Consider the following 15,426-nt stretch of genomic DNA (forward strand, 5'->3'; position numbering starts at 1 on the left):
ACAGGCCGTAGGCTTCGGTCCATGCTGAAGGTCGGCCTCACCGGGGGCATCGGTGCCGGTAAGAGTGAAGTGTCACGGCTGCTCGTGAGCCACGGGGGCGTGCTGATCGACGCCGACCGCATCGCGCGCGAGGTCGTCGCGCCCGGAACTCCCGGGCTGACGGCGGTCGTCGAGGCCTTCGGGGAGGACGTGCTCGGCCCGGACGGCTCCCTGGACCGCCCCAAGCTGGGCTCCATCGTCTTCGCCGACCCCGAGAAGCTGGCCGTCCTCAACGCGATCGTCCACCCCCTGGTCGGCCGGCGGTCCCGGGAGCTCGAAACGGCCGCCGCCGAGGACTCCGTGGTGATCCACGACGTCCCCCTCCTGGCCGAGAACGGCCTGGCCGCGCTGTACGACCTGGTGATCGTCGTGGACGCGAGCCCCGAGACCCAGCTCGACCGGCTGGTCCGGCTGCGCGGGATGACCGAGGACGACGCACGCGCGCGTATGGCCGCCCAGGCGACGCGCGAGAAGCGGCTCGCCGTCGCGGACATCGTCATCGACAACGACGTACCCCTGGAGGCGCTGGAGCGACGCGTCCAGGACGTATGGGCCGAACTCGTTCGCCGGGCCCACGCGCCCCAGCAGCCACCCCAGGAATAGCGGCCCTTCGCGCGGGCGTTGAAACGTCCGAGTGAGGGAAGGACTGTGCCGTGCCCGAGAACAGCGGAACGACCGGACGTACTCCGGAGACGCATGTCATCGACTTCCGCGCCGCCGAGCATCTGCTCGCCGCGCGGGACCCGCGGGGCGCGGTGAAGCTGCTCGACGGCGTCATCGACGCGCACCCGGAGAACACGGCGGCCCGGCTGCTGCGCGCGCGTGCCTTCTTCGCCGCCGCGCAACTGCGCCCCGCCGAGCTGGAGTTCACCATCGTCCTGGAGCGGGAGCCGGACAACGCCTTCGCGCACTTCGCGCTCGCCCGCACCTACGAACGGCAGGGCCGCGCCGACCAGGCAAAACGCCACTTCCGGCTGGCCGCCGCGCTCGACCCCAATCCGGACTACCTGAAGGCGGCCCGGTTCGACGCGTAGCCGCACCTCTCTTTCGACGCGTAGCCGCATCCCCCTAGGGCGCGTTTACGCCCGGTCAGGGATGGCGGTGCTCCGGGGGACGGTACGGCGGGATGTCGCGGCCCGGCTGGTAGTGCGGGCCCTGGTGCATGTGTCTGAGGATCATGGTCATGTCGATCGTGACGACCAGCCACAGCACCCCGCAGGCCGCCGCCCACCCGGGGCGACCGGCGAGCGCGAACGCCGCCGTGCCGAAGACCGACCAGACCAGCCCCCACACGCTCAGCCAGAAGCGCGCCCGCAGGGGACTGCGCGCTGTCGTCGGCTCACTGCCCGTACGCATCAGGATCACCGCTCCTTCCTGCAACGTACTCTTCGGGGCGGACGTTCTCCACAGGGAGGGGAAAGCGCACCGTGCTGCCGGACGCCGACGAACTGCCCGAGGTCCTGCTCGACCTCGCCGTACCCCATGAGGACATCAACGAACTGGTGCGACTGCGCCGGGAGTTGACGCGGAACACCGACGCGGCGCGGCTCCTGGAGGAGTGCGTCGGAGAGCTGGTGAAGGACATCGGGGAGCACGGCCACTGGGACCGGCTCACCGAGCTGCTTCTGGCCCGGCTGCCCGAGGCCCCGCCCGAGATCGGCGGCTACTTCCCCGTGTACGTGTTCGCCGCCGCGCTGCCCCACACGCGCGCGTACCACCGCGAACGCGGCATCCCCGCCGACGTCTCCCGGCGCACCCTCGCCGACCTGGGACGCAACATCGCGGTGCACCGCAGACGGTACGGCGAGCCGGGGCTGCCGTTCCCGCAGTGGCTCGTCCCGCACTTCCGCGGTGAGCTGTACCAGCTGGGGCGGCTCCAGTTCGAGCGGGCCCGGCTCGGCGAGCGCACCGCGGTGGCGCTCACGGAGGCCGGGCTGGACGCCGGTCCGGGGACGCCCTGCCTGAACCTGCACATCCCCGACTGCTCCGGCCCGCTCACCCCGGCCGCGTGCGACCGCTCGCTGGACCTGGCCCGCGCCTTCTTCGCCCGGCACTTTCCCGAGGAGCACCACGAGGTCGCGACCTGCCACTCCTGGCTGCTCGACCCGCAGCTGAAGCGGTACCTGTCCGCCGACTCCAACATCGTCCGCTTTCAGGAGCGGTTCCGGGTGATCCGCGAGGACACGGAGCCGGCCGACACCGAGCCCGTGCAGTTCGTGTTCGGGCACCCCGGTCGGCCGGCGGAGAGCCTGCCTCGGCGTACGTCCGTGGAGCGGGCCGTCGGAGATCATCTGCGGGCGGGCGGGCACTGGTACCTCGGGCACGGGTGGTTCCCGCTCCAGCAGGCGTCGCGCTGACGGCTACGGCTCCCACTGCCGCCCCTCCGACGGCCACGGCTCAACAGCCGCCACGCCGACGGCCACGGCTCCAACCGTTGCCTCTCCGAAGGGAATTGACTCGTACGGGTGAACCAGTGCGAGTCGGGAACGGGCGTGCGGACGCGGTCCGTTGGACGGGCATGCGAAGCGAAATGCGTGAGGGGTACGAGGGGACAGGACCCGGGGCGATCACTCCGGACGGCTGCGCGGTCGAGCTGTACTCGCGGCTGCCGATCGGCCAGGAGCCGGACATCATCGCCGCGGCCGTGCCGGCGGGCGCGCACATTCTTGAACTGGGCAGCGGGGTGGGGCGGATGACCCACCCCCTCCTGGACCGCGGGTTCACGGTCACGGCGGTCGACGAGTCCGCCGAGATGCTGGAGCGCGTCCAGGGTGCGCGGACGATACGCAGCCCGATCGAACAGCTCGATCTGGGTGAGACGTTCGACGTGGTGATGCTCGCGTCGTTCCTGGTGCACGCCGGGGACGTCGAGGTGCGGCGCGGGCTGCTGCGGACCTGCGTACGCCATGTCGCGCCGGGCGGCTGCGTGTTGATCCAGCGGGAGGGCGAGAACTACCACACGAACCTGCCGCGCGAGCGACGCGAGACGGGGGTCCCCCCGGCCGAAGGCTGGGGGAGCGGCGGCCCCACCGGCTTCACCGTGCGGATGGTGTCGTCGGAGCCGGTCGGGGACGGGGTCAACTCGGTGCGCGCGGAGTATGTGTTCCCGGACGCGGTCTGGACCCAGACGTTCCTGGCCCGGCCGTTGACCCAGGACCAGTTCGAGGAGGCCTTGGCGGAGGCGGGACTGAGAGTGGACAGCTATCTGACACCGGACGGGATATGGGTGCGGGCGGTGCCGGTGACCGCGGCGACTGGTGGAGGAAATCCCCTGCGGCAGCGATGAGTTCGAGGGCGAGGGCCGGTCTATCCCTGTGACAGCAACACGGACCGCTTGCCGGCGCTCCGCACCGCTTCCCACAGGAGAACCCCATGTCCGAGACCGCCGCTTCCGTAGCCTCCGCCGCTTCCGCCACCTCCCGCACCGTCGTCGCCGAGTCCGCGACCACCCGCGGTCGCCGTGCCCGGATCGCGCTGCGTGCCCTCCAGGTGCTGCTCGCGCTGTTCTACGGCCTCGCGAGCGCGCTGCCCAAGCTGATCGCGTACCCGGCGGCCGTGGAGTCCTTCGACAAGATCGGCTGGGGCAGCGGGGCGATGTACACCATCGGCGCGCTCGAACTGGCCGGTGGGATCGCCCTGCTGGTCCCGCTGTTGCAGTCCGTCGCGGCGACGGCGCTCAGCGCGCTGATGGTGGGTGCGTTCGTCGTCCAGATGACCGCGTTCCACGGGGAGAACGCGGCGACACCGCTGATCCTGATCATCCCGCTCGCCCTGATCGCCTGGGCACGGCGGGGGCAGAACGCGGAGTTGCTGCGGGTGGTACGACGACGGGCGTGACCGTTGCGTGCAGCTACAGCTACAGCTACAGCTACAGCTACAGCTACAGCTATAGCTACGGCTCCGGCCGAGGCGATGGTTGACGCTGTCGCTGAGCGCAGGGCGGCGGTGGCATCCGGTGGGCCGGGGGGTCCGGGCCGGATGTCACCGTGGCGTGTCGCGGCGGGTGTCCCGGTTCCGGTCGCGGTCTCGGTCCCGGTCCTTGTGGGGATCGGGAGCGGTGTCCGGGGTGGCGCCGGGGAAGCCGCGGAGGCGTTCCATGTCGCGGCGGTCGCGCTTGGTGGGGCGGCCGGTGCCGCGGTCGCGGATGCCGGCCGGGGCGACGGCCTCGCGGGGCGGGGGCGGCGGGGAGTTGTCGACGTAGCACTGGACGGCGACGGGGGCACCGACCCGTTTGCGGATGACCTGTTTGACGATGACGACGCGTTCGTGGCCCTCGTGGCGCAGGCGCACCTCGTCGCCGACGTGGACGGAGTGCGCGGGCTTCACGCGCTCGCCGTTGACGCGGACGTGGCCGCCCTTGCAGGCGGCGGCGCCCATGGAGCGGGTCTTGACCAGGCGGACGGACCAGATCCAGCTGTCGACGCGGACGCTCCCGCCGTTGGAGGGCCCGGCGGCCTTGGCGGCGGCCACGGCGTCGCTGTCAGGTTCTGCGGCGGGCCGGGCGGCGGGCGCGGCAGCGGACGTGCCGGTTCCGTCGTCCTTGCCGGTGTCGTCGATCGCCTCGGAAGCCATGGCCCCGACTTTAGTTCCTCCCTTCGGTCGGCTCCGGCGGATTTCGGCCCCCGACCTGATCGCGAAGGCCCACGGCGGTTCACGGCAGGCACCCCGCTGGGTCACCCCGGATGCACCCCCTCGCCGTACCGCAGAGGCTGTCTTCCGAGGTCGTCGAGGTCGTCGAGGTCGTAGGGGTCATCGGGGCCGTGGCGGCCGTAGGAGCGAGGGGTCGGACGTGGCGGACTGGGCGGCGAGGGTCGACGCGTTGATGGACGGGTCGCGGGGCGACCTGGTGCGGTCGGCCGCGATTGCTTCCGTCGCCTTTCCCGGGTGTCCGGAGGAGGGGGTGATCGAGGCGCACGACCTGCGGGTGCTGTTCTCGGAGCTGGGGAGCACGGTCGTGGCGATGGGCGCGTTCGTCGAGGAGTACGCGGCCGACTTCCGGAGCCGGGGCGGGACGGCGACGGCCCTATGAGCACCACCGACACCCAGCGGACCACCGAACAGCCGCCGGACAAGCTGAAGTTCACCTTCCCCAGCGCGCTGACCGTCCTCGCGACCGTCACGATCGCCGTGTGGCTGCTCGCGTTCCTCGTCCCGTCCGGGCTCTACGACCGGAATGAGTCGGGCGCCCCGATCCAGGGGACGTACCACCGCGTCGACTCCGGCCAGAGTTTCGTCGACCGGCTGAACGACCTGTTCCTCGCGCCCGTCAACGGTCTCTACGGCATCCAGGACCAGAAGAGTGGCCAGGTCGGACCGGATCTGGCCGGCGACCTGTACGGCAGCGCGGGTGTGTTCCTGTTCGTGCTCGCCATCGGGGCGTTCATCACCGTGGTGTTCGCGACCGGCGCCCTCGACCGGGGCATCGGCCGGCTCGCCCACCGGCTGCGCGAGCGCGGCGCGCTGCTCATCGCCGGGATCATGGTGGTCTTCTCGGTCCTCGGCACGGTCGAGGGCTTCGCCGAGGAGACCCTCGGTTTCTACGGCCTGATCGTGCCGCTGATGCTGGCACTCGGCTACGACCGGATGGTCGCCGTCGGCACCATCATCCTCGGCGCCGGGATCGGCGTGCTCTGCTCGACGGTGAACCCCTTCGCGACCGGCGTCGCCTCCTCCGCCGCGGACATCTCGCTCGGCGACGGCATCGTGCTGCGCTTCGTGATGTGGGTGGTGCTGACGGCGGTGACGGTGGCGTACGTCGTCCGGTACGCGCGCCGGGTGCGGCGGAATCCCGAGCTGTCGCTCACCGGGTTCCTGCCGGGCGACCGGGACCAGGACGCCGCCTCGGAGGCCGAGGAACCCGAACTCACCGGGCTGCACAAGGCGGTCCTGGTCACCATGGGCCTGGTCTTCGCCTTCATGATCTTCTCGGTGGTGCCCTGGGCGAGCGCGCTCACCGGCGACGCGAACGCCAGGCCGTACGGCTTCGAACTCGGCTGGTCCTTCCCGCAGCTGGCGGCGCTGTTCGTGTGCGCGGCCGTGCTCGTCGGGCTGGTGGCGCGGCTGGGGGAGCAGAAGCTCAGCTCGATGATCATCCAGGGGGCCGCCGACTTCATCTCGCCGGCACTGGTGATCGTGCTGGCGCGCGGGGTCACCGTCATCATGAACAACTCGAAGATCACGGACACCGTGCTGCACTCCATCGAGGGCGTCGTGAAGGGCACCTCGTCCGGCGTCTTCGCGATCATCGTCTTCGTCGTGAACCTGCCGCTGGCCTTCCTGATCCCCTCCACCTCCGGCCACGCGACCCTCGCCATGCCGATCCTCGCCCCGCTCGCCGACTTCGCCGGGGTCTCCCGCGCGGTCGTCGTCACCGCCTGGCAGGCCGCCAGCGGCTGGATGAACCTGTGGGTGCCGACGACCGCCGTCACCATCGGCGGGGTGGCACTGGCGAAGGTCGGCTACGACAAGTACCTGCGGTTCGTCTGGCCGTTGCTGGCGCTGCTGTTCCTGATGATCTGCGGGTTCGTGGCGTTCGGCGCGGTCTTCACCTGAGCCGGGAGGGATGGGGGACAGAGCGGGGACGCATACGGTGGCGGCATGAACCTGTCCGACCTCGACCAGCGGATCACCGGCTGCCGGGCCTGCCCCCGGCTGGTCGCCTGGCGCGAGGAGGTCGCCCGCACCAAGCGCGCCGCCTTCGCCGACTGGACGTACTGGGGCCGCCCGGTACCCGGCTTCGGCCCCGCCGACGCATCGCTCCTGATCATCGGCCTGGCCCCGGCCGCGCACGGCGCCAACCGCACCGGCCGCATGTTCACCGGCGACCGTTCCGGTGACGTCCTGTACCAGGCCCTCTACGACGTCGGGCTCGCCTCGCAGCCGACCGCCGTGAGCGCCGACGACGGCCTGGAGCTGTACGGCGTCCGCATCACCTCGCCGGTGCGCTGCGCCCCGCCCGCCAACAAGCCCACCCCGGAGGAGCGGGACACCTGCCGTCCCTGGCTCGTCGAGGAACTCACCCTGCTGCGGCCGACGTTGAGGGCCGTGATCGTGCTCGGCGCCTTCGGCTGGCAGGCGGCGCTGCCCGCGTTCGCGGCGGCGGGCTGGCCCGTCCCGCGCCCACGGCCCGCGTTCGGGCACGGCACTCGGGTCCCCCTCGACGGCCTCGACCTCTTCGGCTGCTTCCACGTCAGCCAGCGCAACACCTTCACCGGGAAGCTCACCCCGGCGATGCTGCGGGACGTGCTGCGCACGGCGGCCGGGGCGGCGGGGCTCCCGACGACGCCGTAGCGAGGCCGGAAGCGGGGTGCCGGAGCCGTGTGCGAGGGCAGGGGCGCCGGTGTCGTGGCGAGGTTAGGGTCGTCGGATGGGCCTGTATCCGGAGATCGAACCGTACGACCACGGCATGCTCGATGTCGGGGACGGCAACCGTGTCTACTGGGAGACCTGCGGAAACCCGCACGGCAAGCCCGCCGTCGTGCTGCACGGCGGGCCGGGGTCGGGCTGTTCGCCGTATCCCCGGCGGTACTTCGACCCCGCCGCCTACCGGATCGTGCTGCTCGACCAGCGCGGGTGCGGACGGTCCACCCCGCACGCGAGCGCCTACGACACCGACATGAGCGTGAACACGACGGCTCACCTCATCGCCGATCTGGAGCTGCTGCGGGCGGAGTTGGGGATCGAACGGTGGCTGGTGTGGGGCGCGTCGTGGGGCTCGGTGCTCGGGCTGCGGTACGCGCAGACGCATCCCGGCGCGGTGTCGGAGCTGGTGCTGACGTGTGTCGCCACCGGGTCGAACCCCGAAGTCGCCCTGCTGACCAGGGGACTTGGGAAACTCTTCCCGGCCGCCTTTGAGGCGTTCGTCTCCGAACTCCCGCCCGCGGAACGGGAAGGGAACCTCGCCGCCGCCTACAACCGGCTGATCGATTCGCCCGACCGGGCGGTGCGGGAGCGGGCCGCGCGTGCCTGGACCGACTGGGAGACGGCGATCGTCCCGGCCCCGCCGCGCTCCGAACCCCGTTACGAGGACGCGGAGTTCAGGATGTGCTTCGCGCGGACCGTCACGCACTACTTCGGCAACGACCACTTCCTTGGGGAGGGCAACGAGGAAGGTGTCGTGCTGCGGGACGCGCCCCTCCTCAACGGCATCCCCGGCACCCTCGTCCAGGGGAGCCTCGACCTCGGCAACCTGACCGGTGTCGTCTGGCGGCTCCATCACGCCTGGCCCGAGAGCGAGTTGGTGCTCGTGGACGAGGCCGGGCACAACGCGAGCGCGCCCGGTGTCGCGGAGGCGGTGGTGGCGGCGACGGACGGGTACGCCCGCCGCCGACCCCCGCGGCCCGGCGTTCAGGCGACCCGCGCCGCCGCCACCGGCCGTGCCGTCACGTCGTAAGTCCCGGTGCTCTTCGCGGAGTTGACGCTCCACCGGTACCGCGAGAACTCGCCGGTCGCGTCGGAGGCGTAGAACATCATGTGGCCGATGCCGACGCCCTGGAGGTTCTCGCCGGTGACGTCGCCGACCAGGCGGGTGTCGGGGTAGGCGGGGTAGTTCGTCAGGGCGTAGACGCCGTGCGGGTCGGAGGTGCAGTCGACGATCTCCACGGCGTACTGCGTCTCGCCGGGGAAGTCGGCGGTGCCGCTGAAGACGCCCTTGACCTCGCGGACCATGACGATGTGGCCGGTGTTGTCGGGGTCGCTGCCCTTGTAGTCGACGGCGATGATGTCGCCGGGCCGGAGGTCGGCGACCTTGCGGATGCGCCGGAAGCGGGGGCCGGCGGTGCCGTTCAGGAAGGCGGCGCAGTAGTCGGCGGCCTCGGGGACCTTCTCCTGGAAGTACTGGAGGAAGTAGTCGTCGCCCGCCCAGCCGTAGGTGTGCTTGAGGACGCCGGTGACGAAGGACGCGCACCGGGCGCGGGCCACCCAGCTCGCCGGGTCGTCGGGCGTGCCCCAGGCGAGGGCGGCGGCCGAACCGGTCAGATACACGTTGTTCTGGCGGGCCGTACGGCCGCTGACCAGGCCGATCTCATCGGCGGTCAGGGCGCGGGCGTATGCCCGCACGTCGTCGATCGCGCCCTTGAAGCGGTTGACGGGCGCGCCGTCGAAGCGGGCCCGGCCGATGGAGAAACCGCCGGTCGCCGCCCAGGACAGGGCGGTCGCCGCGCTGCCCCGCAGTTGCCCGTCGACGTACAGCCGGATCTGCGTGCCGTCCCAGACTCCGGTCAGATGGGTCCAGCTGCCGAGACCGGCCGGTGAGGTGGCGACCGCGGACACCTTGGCCGTCTGGTCCTCGCTGCGGACCTTGAAGGCCCAGGTGGAGACGGTGTTGTCGTACTGGAGGAGGAAGCGGCTGGTCGTGGAGCCGTCCTGGCTCACCGCCGTGTACATGGTGGCCGGGTCGGCGTCGGACGCCAGCCGCACCCACGCGGAGACGGAGAAGGGGGCGGTGGTGTCCAGGACGGAGTCCGTGGCCGCGTACGCCCCGGACGTCCCATCGAGACTCAGCTCGCCGCCCGCGCGCAGCGCCGACCAGCTCGCGCCGGAGCCGAGTATGACGGGATGCTCGCGGCCGGAGCGGTCCGCGCCCGAGCCGTCCAGCGCCCAGTGCCCGACCAGCCCGTCCGTCAGATATCCGGCCGCCAACAGCCGCTGATAGCCGACCAGTTGCTCGGCCTGGGCCAGATGCGGCGTGCCGACCGGCGTGAACGGGGTGTCCAGCCGTTCGTCCGCCACGGCCACCCCCGCCCCGGCCACCGTGCCGACCCCCACCAGGGCGGCGGCTCCGCCCAACAGGCCACGTCTGCTGACCATTTGACTCCCCTTGCCTACGGCTGCGCGTCCCCGAACAGATGCCGGACCGTGGAACGATAGTTGGTCCGCACATGGGCCAGCGCGTGCGCGCGGGCGCGGTCCGGGTCGCCGGACGCGATCGCCTCGTACAACTCGCGGTGTTCCACGAGGAGTTGGGGCCACTCCTCGTTCCGCCGGGTCATCCAGCGCAGTCGGCCCGCGACGGGTTCCAGGGCGGCGGTCAGCAGCGTGTTGCCCGCCATCGTCACGATGCTGTCGTGCAGGCGGCTGTTGATGTCCGTGATCACCTCGGCGTCTCCCGCCTCGGTCGCGGCGGCCGCACGGTCGAGGAGTTCCGCCACCTCGGCCAGTTCCTCCGGGGTCGCGCGGGACGCGGCGAGCCCGGCCGCGTAGACCTCCAGGGCCTCGCGCAGTTCGAAGAGTTCCCGCACGTCGTTCGGGGTGAGAGGGCGTACGACCGCGCGGCGCGGGGTCTCGAAGTGGACGAAGCCCTCGGCGACCAGCGCGCGGATCGCCTCGCGGACCGGCACCCGGGAGACGCCGAACCGCTCGGCGAGTTCGCGTTCGACCAGCCGGTCGCCGGGTCCGAGGCGGCCCGCGATGATCTCCTGGCGCAGGTTCGCCAGGACGCGTTCGCGGACCGCGCCCAGGGGTTCGATCTTCGTCATGGAGCTCATGGAACAATCTTCGCCGACTCCGTGGGTCTTTTACCGAGCGTTAACAATCGTGACATCGGTCGGAACGCTTGACGGCGGGACCATGACGGCAGTTTGGTATACCAAACGGTCGCAGCCTTCCGTCCCCTCGCCCTGGAGGCCCCGTGTCCCTCGCCGACCATGCCGAAGCCACCGGCACACCAGCGTTCGTCCCCGACCCCCGGCTCACCAACGAAGACCTCGCCCCCGCCGACAAGCGGAACTGGAAGGTCTTCGACCTCTTCGCCATGTGGATGTCCGACGTCCACAACCTCGGCAACTACACGTTCGCCGCAGGCCTGTTGGTCCTCGGCATGAACGTCTGGCAGGTCTTCACCTCCCTGCTCGTCGGCTTCGTGCTCATCTACATCGGCATGAACTGGATGGGCCGCATCGGACAGGCGCACGGCGTCCCGTTCCCGGTCGTCAGCCGCATCAGCTTCGGCGTCTGGGGCGCCAACATCCCCGCCCTCATCCGGGCCGTGATCGCCATCATGTGGTACGGCATCCAGACCTACCTCGCGTCCGTCGCCGTCAACGTGATGCTGCTGGCCGCGTGGCCGGGCCTGGAATCCTGGACTCACCACTCCTTCCTGGGACTTGACGCCCTCGGCTGGGTCTCCTTCGTGTCCCTCTGGCTGATCCAGGCGGTGATCATCAGTCAGGGCATGGAATCCGTACGGAAGTTCCAGGACTTCTGCGGTCCCGCGATCTGGCTGGTGATGATCGCGCTGGCCATCTGGGTACTGGCGAAGGCCGGTTGGTCGATCTCCCTCACGTCCACCCCGCACCCGGTCTCCTTCGGCGAGCAGTGGCGGCAGTGGTTCGGCGCGATCGGGCTGATCCTCGCGACGTACGGCACGCTGATGCTCAACTTCTGCGACTTCTCCCGCTTCGCACCGGACTACAAGACGGTCCGCCGCGGCAACTTCTGGGGTCTGCCCATCAACTCCACCGCGTTCGTGGTCGTTTCGGTGATCGTGACGGCCGGTTCGCTGGAGGTCTGGGGCCAGGCCATCACCGACCCGGCCGAGCTGGTCGCCAAGGTCGGCAACACCTGGGTGATGGTGCTGGGCGCGTTCACGTTCGCCGTCGCCACCATGGGCGTCAACATCGTCGCCAACTTCGTCTCCCCGGCGTACGACCTGGCCAACGTCTGGCCGCAGAAGATCACGTTCAGGATCGGCGGCATGATCAGCACGGTGGCCGCGCTGGTGGTCACCCCGTGGAACCTCTTCTCCAACCCCACCGTCGTCAACTACTTCCTCGGCGGCCTCGGCGCGTTCCTGGGCCCGCTGTTCGGCGTGATCATGGTCGACTACTACTGGGTCAAGCGCGGCCGGGTCGACGTGCAGGAGCTCTTCGACGCGACCCCCGGCTCGCGTTACTACTACCGCAAGGGCGTCAACCCCAAGGCGCTGTGGGCGTTCCTGCCCTCGGCGGCGGTCGCGGCGGTGCTGGCACTGGTGAAGACGTTCAGTGACGTGGCCCCGTACTCCTGGTTCATCGGCACGGCACTGGGCGCGGGCCTGTACGTGGTGATCTGCCGCTCCGAGCGGGCGTCGGCCGAGTCCGTCCCCGAGCCGGTGGAGGTCTGAGCGGAGTGCGCATCGTCGTCACCAACTGCAACACCACGCAGGAGATGACCGAGGAGATCGTACGAGGTGCCCGGGCCGCCGCAGGCCCGGGCACCACCGTGACCGGGCTGACCCCCGCGTGGGGTCCCGAGTCGGCGGAGGGCTGGCTCGACAGCTACCTCTCGGCTGCCGCGGTCATGGATGTGCTGCGCACGTACGACGGTCCGGCCTACGACGCCGTCGTCATGGCGGGCTTCGGGGAGCACGGGCGGGAGGGCGTCCGGGAGCTGGTGGACGTACCGGTCGTCGACATCACCGAGGCGGCGGCCCACCTGGCGTGTCTGCTGGGCCGGCGGTACGGGGTCGTCACCACGCTGGAACGGTCCTGCGGCCAGATCGAGGACAGCCTCGAACTGGCCGGGGTCGGTCGCAACTGCGCGGCGGTCGTGGGCACCGGCCTGAGCGTGCTCGACCTGAGCGGCGACGGGTCCCGCACGGAGGCGGCGTTCCTCGCGGCGGCGGAACGCGCGTGTGCGGCGGGGGCGGAGGTCCTGGTCCTCGGCTGCGCCGGCATGACGGGGTTGCAGCGGGTGGTGGGGGAGAAGCTGGGACTTCCGGTGGTGGACGGGGTGGGGGCGGCGGTGAAGTTGGCGGAGTCGCTGGTGGGGCTGGGGTTGACGACGAGCCGGGTGGGGAGTTTCGCGAAGCCGGTGGATAAGAGGAGGGGGTGGGGGCGTTGAGGGGGGCGGGGGGTGCGGGTGTGTGGGGTTGGTGGGGTGAGGTCGGAGGCGCGGGTGTGTGTGGAGGTCGACCGGAGTTGGTGGGGTGGGTTCGGAGTGCGGGTGGGTGAGGGTGGGGGTGGGGTTGTTCGGTTGAGTTCGGAGTGCGGGTGCGTGGGGGTTGCTCGCGCAGTTCCCCGCGCCCCTTAAAGGCGCCTTGGCTGGTCCGGCCTCAAGGGGCGCGGGGAACTGCGCGACCAGCCACGACGGCGCAGCACCCGCGAAATGACAGATCCCGGCACCCCCTACCGCGCCGCATTCCTCGCCGCACAACACTTCGCCCCCTTGCCACGCCACGCCCTCGTCACCCCGGGCCCCTCGTCACCCCGGGCCCCCGTCGCCCCGGGCCCCTGTTATGCCGCCACCCCGTCACACCGCACCGCACCCCCGCCGCCCCCCCCCAACCCCCCGTCGGGGTGATCTTCCCCCGCCCAGCCACGTCACGTACCGGGCCAACCCCGGCCGCCCCGCAGACTCCGGGAAGGACACCCACCCTTACGGAGTCACCTTGTCGACACCGGCCCGCCGAGTTCTCCTTGCCGCCCTCCTCGCAGGAGTCTGCTGCGCCGGGGCGACCCGCGACGTACCGGACGACCCCTTCTGGACCGCCCCCGACTCCCGCGCCGCACAGCAGGCGGTCGCCTGGCGGGAGGCCGGGCGGACCGCTGACGCCACCCTGATGGACCGCATCGCCACCCGCCCCAGGCGGAGTGGCTCAACGGCCCCGACCCCGGCCCGGCCGTCCGCGCCCGCACCACCGCCGCCACCCGCGCAGGCCGCACCGCGCTGCTCGTGGCGTACTACATCCCGAACCGCGACTGCGGCCAGTACTCGCTCGGCGGCGCCCCCACCGACGCCGCCTACCGCGCCTGGATCGACGAGTTCGCGAACGCACTCGGGGACCGCGGCGCCTACGTGATCGTCGAACCGGACGCCGTGGCCCAGGTGGTCGCCGGCTGCACCCGGGTCACGGCGAGCGACCGCTACGCCCTGCTCGCCCACGCCGTGGACCGCCTCAAACGCCAACCGCACACCCGGGTCTACCTCGACGCTGGCAACTCCGGCTGGATCCCCGAGGCGGGGCGACTGGTCGCCGCGCTCAAGGCGTCCGGCGTCGCCCGCGCCGACGGCGTCGCCCTGAACGTCTCCAACTTCCAGACGAACCAGGCGAGTTCGACGTACGGCGACCAACTCTCCAAGGACCTCGCGGGCAAGCACTACGTCATCGACACCAGCCGCAACGGCAACGGCCCCCTCACCGGCACCGACACCTGGTGCAACCCGCCCGGCCGCGCCCTGGGCACCCCGCCGACGACCCGCACCGACAACCCCCTCCTCGACGCCTACCTGTGGATCAAACGCCCCGGCGAGTCCGACGGCACCTGCCGGGGCGGCCCGGCGGCGGGTCGGTGGTGGCCGTCGTACGCCCTGGAACTGGCGCGCAACGCCCGCCCCTGACCTACGAGGTGGGCGACCACACGTACCGCACGTCCGGCTCCCGCTCCTCGTTGCCGCTGCCGTCCGTGAACTCGACGGCGACGAAGCCGTGGCGCTCGTAGAACCGGTGGGCCGGCTTGTTCACCTGGAACGTCCACAGTTCCAGGCCCTCCGGACTCCGCTCCTTGGCCAGCTCGACGAACCGGTCCCCGAGCCCGCGCCCCCTCCAGTCCGGGTCGAGGTACAGCTGCGACAGCTCGTCCCCGTTGACCACCATCAGCCCCACGATCCCGCCGCCGTCCCCCGCGTCGGCCACCCATATGTCCCGCAACGGCACGACGACGTCCCGGAAGTAGTCCCGGATGTCGTCGTCGGACCGCGGGCTGACGACGGTCGGCAGCGCGGCGGCGAACGACCGCAGCCACACATCGGCGGCGGCCCGCGCGTCGGGCCCGGTGGCCCGGCGGATCGTGACGGCCGCCTCGGATTCGGTGCTCACGGCCGCGCCACCTCGCCCGGCTCTCCGGACACGGTCTCCTCCGGTACGACGGCCGTCACCGTGATCTCCACGAGCTGCCCGGTGTAGCCGAGGCAGGCGACGCCGATGAGCGTGGACGAATGCGGCCCGGTGCTGAGCGCGGACGCCTCGACCACCTCCCACACGGCGGCCAGCACCGAGGGCTCACTGCCGACGACGTACACGTCCGACGCGACGACCTGCCCCAAGTCGCTCCCGACCGCACGCAGTTGCTCCCCGAGATTCGCCAGCACCTGCTCGGCCTGCCGCACCGCGTCCCCCGCACCGACCACCTTGCCCTCGGCGTCGAGCGGCACCGCCCCGGCGAGAAAGGCGAGCTTCGTGCCGGCCTCGACGACCGTGGCGTGGGAGTAGGTGGGTGGCGGGAAGAGGGTGGGGACGGTGACGCGTTCGAGCACAGGCTCTCCCAGGTGTCGGTTCGAGCGGACGGCGGAGGCCGGAGGCCGGCGCAGGCAGCCGGTCGGCGGCGTGGCGCGGGCGTCAGCCGACCACACGCACGACGGCGTCCGCACCCGAATTTCCGGGCACGCCCCGGCGACAGCCGCGCAGACCCG

General features: G+C 71.4%; 17 protein-coding genes and 1 pseudogene. 12 read left to right on the forward strand and 6 right to left on the reverse strand.

Annotated features, from left to right (window positions below):
* Positions 1–21 precede the first annotated feature (21 nt).
* Together coaE and ACIRB1_RS10310 are read left to right on the forward strand one after the other, a co-directional pair.
* Positions 22–642, forward strand: coding sequence for a dephospho-CoA kinase (coaE, locus tag ACIRB1_RS10305; RefSeq protein ID WP_352183786.1), 621 nt, complete (start codon positions 22–24; stop codon positions 640–642).
* A 50-nt stretch (positions 643–692) separates the two neighbouring features.
* Positions 693–1,073 (forward strand): tetratricopeptide repeat protein, encoded by a 381-nt coding sequence (locus ACIRB1_RS10310; RefSeq protein ID WP_352183787.1) that lies wholly within the window; start codon positions 693–695, stop codon positions 1,071–1,073.
* A 55-nt stretch (positions 1,074–1,128) separates the two neighbouring features.
* Here the strand turns inward: ACIRB1_RS10310 and ACIRB1_RS10315 are convergent, their stop codons facing one another.
* Positions 1,129–1,395 (reverse strand): DUF6343 family protein, encoded by a 267-nt coding sequence (locus tag ACIRB1_RS10315; RefSeq protein ID WP_403465233.1) that lies wholly within the window; start codon positions 1,393–1,395, stop codon positions 1,129–1,131.
* Between the two features lie 71 nt (positions 1,396–1,466).
* Here ACIRB1_RS10315 and ACIRB1_RS10320 point away from each other — a divergent pair, with 71 nt between their 5' ends.
* The 3 genes from ACIRB1_RS10320 (at position 1,467) to ACIRB1_RS10330 (ending at position 3,876) form a co-directional block, all read left to right on the forward strand.
* On the forward strand, positions 1,467–2,396 hold the full coding sequence (locus tag ACIRB1_RS10320) for an acyltransferase domain-containing protein (protein ID WP_403465234.1): 930 nt from the start codon (positions 1,467–1,469) through the stop codon (positions 2,394–2,396).
* A gap of 173 nt (positions 2,397–2,569) precedes the next feature.
* Positions 2,570–3,325 (forward strand): class I SAM-dependent methyltransferase, encoded by a 756-nt coding sequence (locus ACIRB1_RS10325; RefSeq protein ID WP_403465386.1) that lies wholly within the window; start codon positions 2,570–2,572, stop codon positions 3,323–3,325.
* 86 nt (positions 3,326–3,411) lie between these two features.
* On the forward strand, positions 3,412–3,876 hold the full coding sequence (locus ACIRB1_RS10330; protein WP_352183790.1) for a DoxX family protein: 465 nt from the start codon (positions 3,412–3,414) through the stop codon (positions 3,874–3,876).
* A 144-nt stretch (positions 3,877–4,020) separates the two neighbouring features.
* Here the strand turns inward: ACIRB1_RS10330 and ACIRB1_RS10335 are convergent, their stop codons facing one another.
* Positions 4,021–4,611 (reverse strand): RNA-binding S4 domain-containing protein, encoded by a 591-nt coding sequence (locus tag ACIRB1_RS10335; RefSeq protein WP_403465235.1) that lies wholly within the window; start codon positions 4,609–4,611, stop codon positions 4,021–4,023.
* Positions 4,612–4,828: 217 nt separating this feature from the next.
* Here ACIRB1_RS10335 and ACIRB1_RS10340 point away from each other — a divergent pair, with 217 nt between their 5' ends.
* From ACIRB1_RS10340 to pip, 4 genes are all read left to right on the forward strand, one after another.
* On the forward strand, positions 4,829–5,068 hold the full coding sequence (locus tag ACIRB1_RS10340) for a hypothetical protein (RefSeq protein ID WP_403465236.1): 240 nt from the start codon (positions 4,829–4,831) through the stop codon (positions 5,066–5,068).
* A complete protein-coding gene (locus ACIRB1_RS10345) occupies positions 5,065–6,591 on the forward strand; it encodes a YfcC family protein (protein WP_403465237.1) in 1,527 nt (508 codons plus the stop codon). Before ACIRB1_RS10340 ends, ACIRB1_RS10345 begins: the two co-directional genes overlap by 4 nt.
* Positions 6,592–6,636: 45 nt before the next feature.
* Positions 6,637–7,329 (forward strand): uracil-DNA glycosylase, encoded by a 693-nt coding sequence (locus ACIRB1_RS10350; protein WP_352183794.1) that lies wholly within the window; start codon positions 6,637–6,639, stop codon positions 7,327–7,329.
* A 76-nt stretch (positions 7,330–7,405) separates the two neighbouring features.
* Positions 7,406–8,431, forward strand: coding sequence for a prolyl aminopeptidase (gene pip / locus ACIRB1_RS10355; protein ID WP_352183795.1), 1,026 nt, complete (start codon positions 7,406–7,408; stop codon positions 8,429–8,431).
* Here pip and ACIRB1_RS10360 read toward each other — a convergent pair.
* Together ACIRB1_RS10360 and ACIRB1_RS10365 are read right to left on the reverse strand one after the other, a co-directional pair.
* Positions 8,386–9,846, reverse strand: coding sequence for a LamG domain-containing protein (locus ACIRB1_RS10360; RefSeq protein WP_403465238.1), 1,461 nt, complete (start codon positions 9,844–9,846; stop codon positions 8,386–8,388). The two genes, pip and ACIRB1_RS10360, sit on opposite strands and share 46 nt — an antisense overlap.
* Before the next feature lie 14 nt (positions 9,847–9,860).
* A complete protein-coding gene (locus tag ACIRB1_RS10365) occupies positions 9,861–10,523 on the reverse strand; it encodes a GntR family transcriptional regulator (RefSeq protein WP_352183797.1) in 663 nt (220 codons plus the stop codon).
* Between the two features lie 143 nt (positions 10,524–10,666).
* Here ACIRB1_RS10365 and ACIRB1_RS10370 point away from each other — a divergent pair, with 143 nt between their 5' ends.
* The 3 genes and pseudogenes from ACIRB1_RS10370 to ACIRB1_RS10380 all read left to right on the forward strand — a co-directional run bounded on the left by ACIRB1_RS10370 (position 10,667) and on the right by ACIRB1_RS10380 (position 14,355).
* Positions 10,667–12,139, forward strand: coding sequence for an NCS1 family nucleobase:cation symporter-1 (locus ACIRB1_RS10370; RefSeq protein ID WP_403465239.1), 1,473 nt, complete (start codon positions 10,667–10,669; stop codon positions 12,137–12,139).
* Positions 12,140–12,144: 5 nt separating this feature from the next.
* Complete coding sequence (locus tag ACIRB1_RS10375) at positions 12,145–12,858, forward strand: aspartate/glutamate racemase family protein (RefSeq protein ID WP_403465240.1); 714 nt, start codon at positions 12,145–12,147, stop codon at positions 12,856–12,858.
* A 547-nt stretch (positions 12,859–13,405) separates the two neighbouring features.
* Positions 13,406–14,355, forward strand: a pseudogene (locus tag ACIRB1_RS10380) (glycoside hydrolase family 6 protein).
* 1 nt (position 14,356) lies between these two features.
* Here ACIRB1_RS10380 and ACIRB1_RS10385 read toward each other — a convergent pair.
* Positions 14,357–14,833: a GNAT family N-acetyltransferase gene (locus ACIRB1_RS10385; RefSeq protein WP_403465241.1), complete on the reverse strand. Its 477-nt coding sequence runs from the start codon at positions 14,831–14,833 to the stop codon at positions 14,357–14,359.
* Positions 14,830–15,270, reverse strand: coding sequence for a RidA family protein (locus ACIRB1_RS10390; protein ID WP_403465242.1), 441 nt, complete (start codon positions 15,268–15,270; stop codon positions 14,830–14,832). Before ACIRB1_RS10390 ends, ACIRB1_RS10385 begins: the two co-directional genes overlap by 4 nt.
* Positions 15,271–15,426 lie beyond the last annotated feature (156 nt).

It is taken from the genome of Streptomyces sp. NPDC096013 (genome assembly GCF_044763565.1).
Taxonomy (GTDB): domain Bacteria; phylum Actinomycetota; class Actinomycetes; order Streptomycetales; family Streptomycetaceae; genus Streptomyces.

What these genes read in the sequence shown, in the direction of transcription:
- ACIRB1_RS10330 (WP_352183790.1), top strand. Translation starts at nt 3,412, where the DNA reads ATGTCCGAGACCGCCGCTTCCGTAGCCTCCGCCGCTTCCGCCACCTCC.
- ACIRB1_RS10350 (WP_352183794.1), top strand. Translation starts at nt 6,637, where the DNA reads ATGAACCTGTCCGACCTCGACCAGCGGATCACCGGCTGCCGGGCCTGC.
- coaE (WP_352183786.1), top strand. Translation starts at nt 22, where the DNA reads ATGCTGAAGGTCGGCCTCACCGGGGGCATCGGTGCCGGTAAGAGTGAA.
- ACIRB1_RS10345 (WP_403465237.1), top strand. Translation starts at nt 5,065, where the DNA reads ATGAGCACCACCGACACCCAGCGGACCACCGAACAGCCGCCGGACAAG.
- ACIRB1_RS10335 (WP_403465235.1), bottom strand. Translation starts at nt 4,611, where the DNA reads ATGGCTTCCGAGGCGATCGACGACACCGGCAAGGACGACGGAACCGGC.
- ACIRB1_RS10365 (WP_352183797.1), bottom strand. Translation starts at nt 10,523, where the DNA reads ATGAGCTCCATGACGAAGATCGAACCCCTGGGCGCGGTCCGCGAACGC.
- ACIRB1_RS10360 (WP_403465238.1), bottom strand. Translation starts at nt 9,846, where the DNA reads ATGGTCAGCAGACGTGGCCTGTTGGGCGGAGCCGCCGCCCTGGTGGGG.
- ACIRB1_RS10325 (WP_403465386.1), top strand. Translation starts at nt 2,570, where the DNA reads ATGCGTGAGGGGTACGAGGGGACAGGACCCGGGGCGATCACTCCGGAC.
- ACIRB1_RS10315 (WP_403465233.1), bottom strand. Translation starts at nt 1,395, where the DNA reads ATGCGTACGGGCAGTGAGCCGACGACAGCGCGCAGTCCCCTGCGGGCG.
- pip (WP_352183795.1), top strand. Translation starts at nt 7,406, where the DNA reads ATGGGCCTGTATCCGGAGATCGAACCGTACGACCACGGCATGCTCGAT.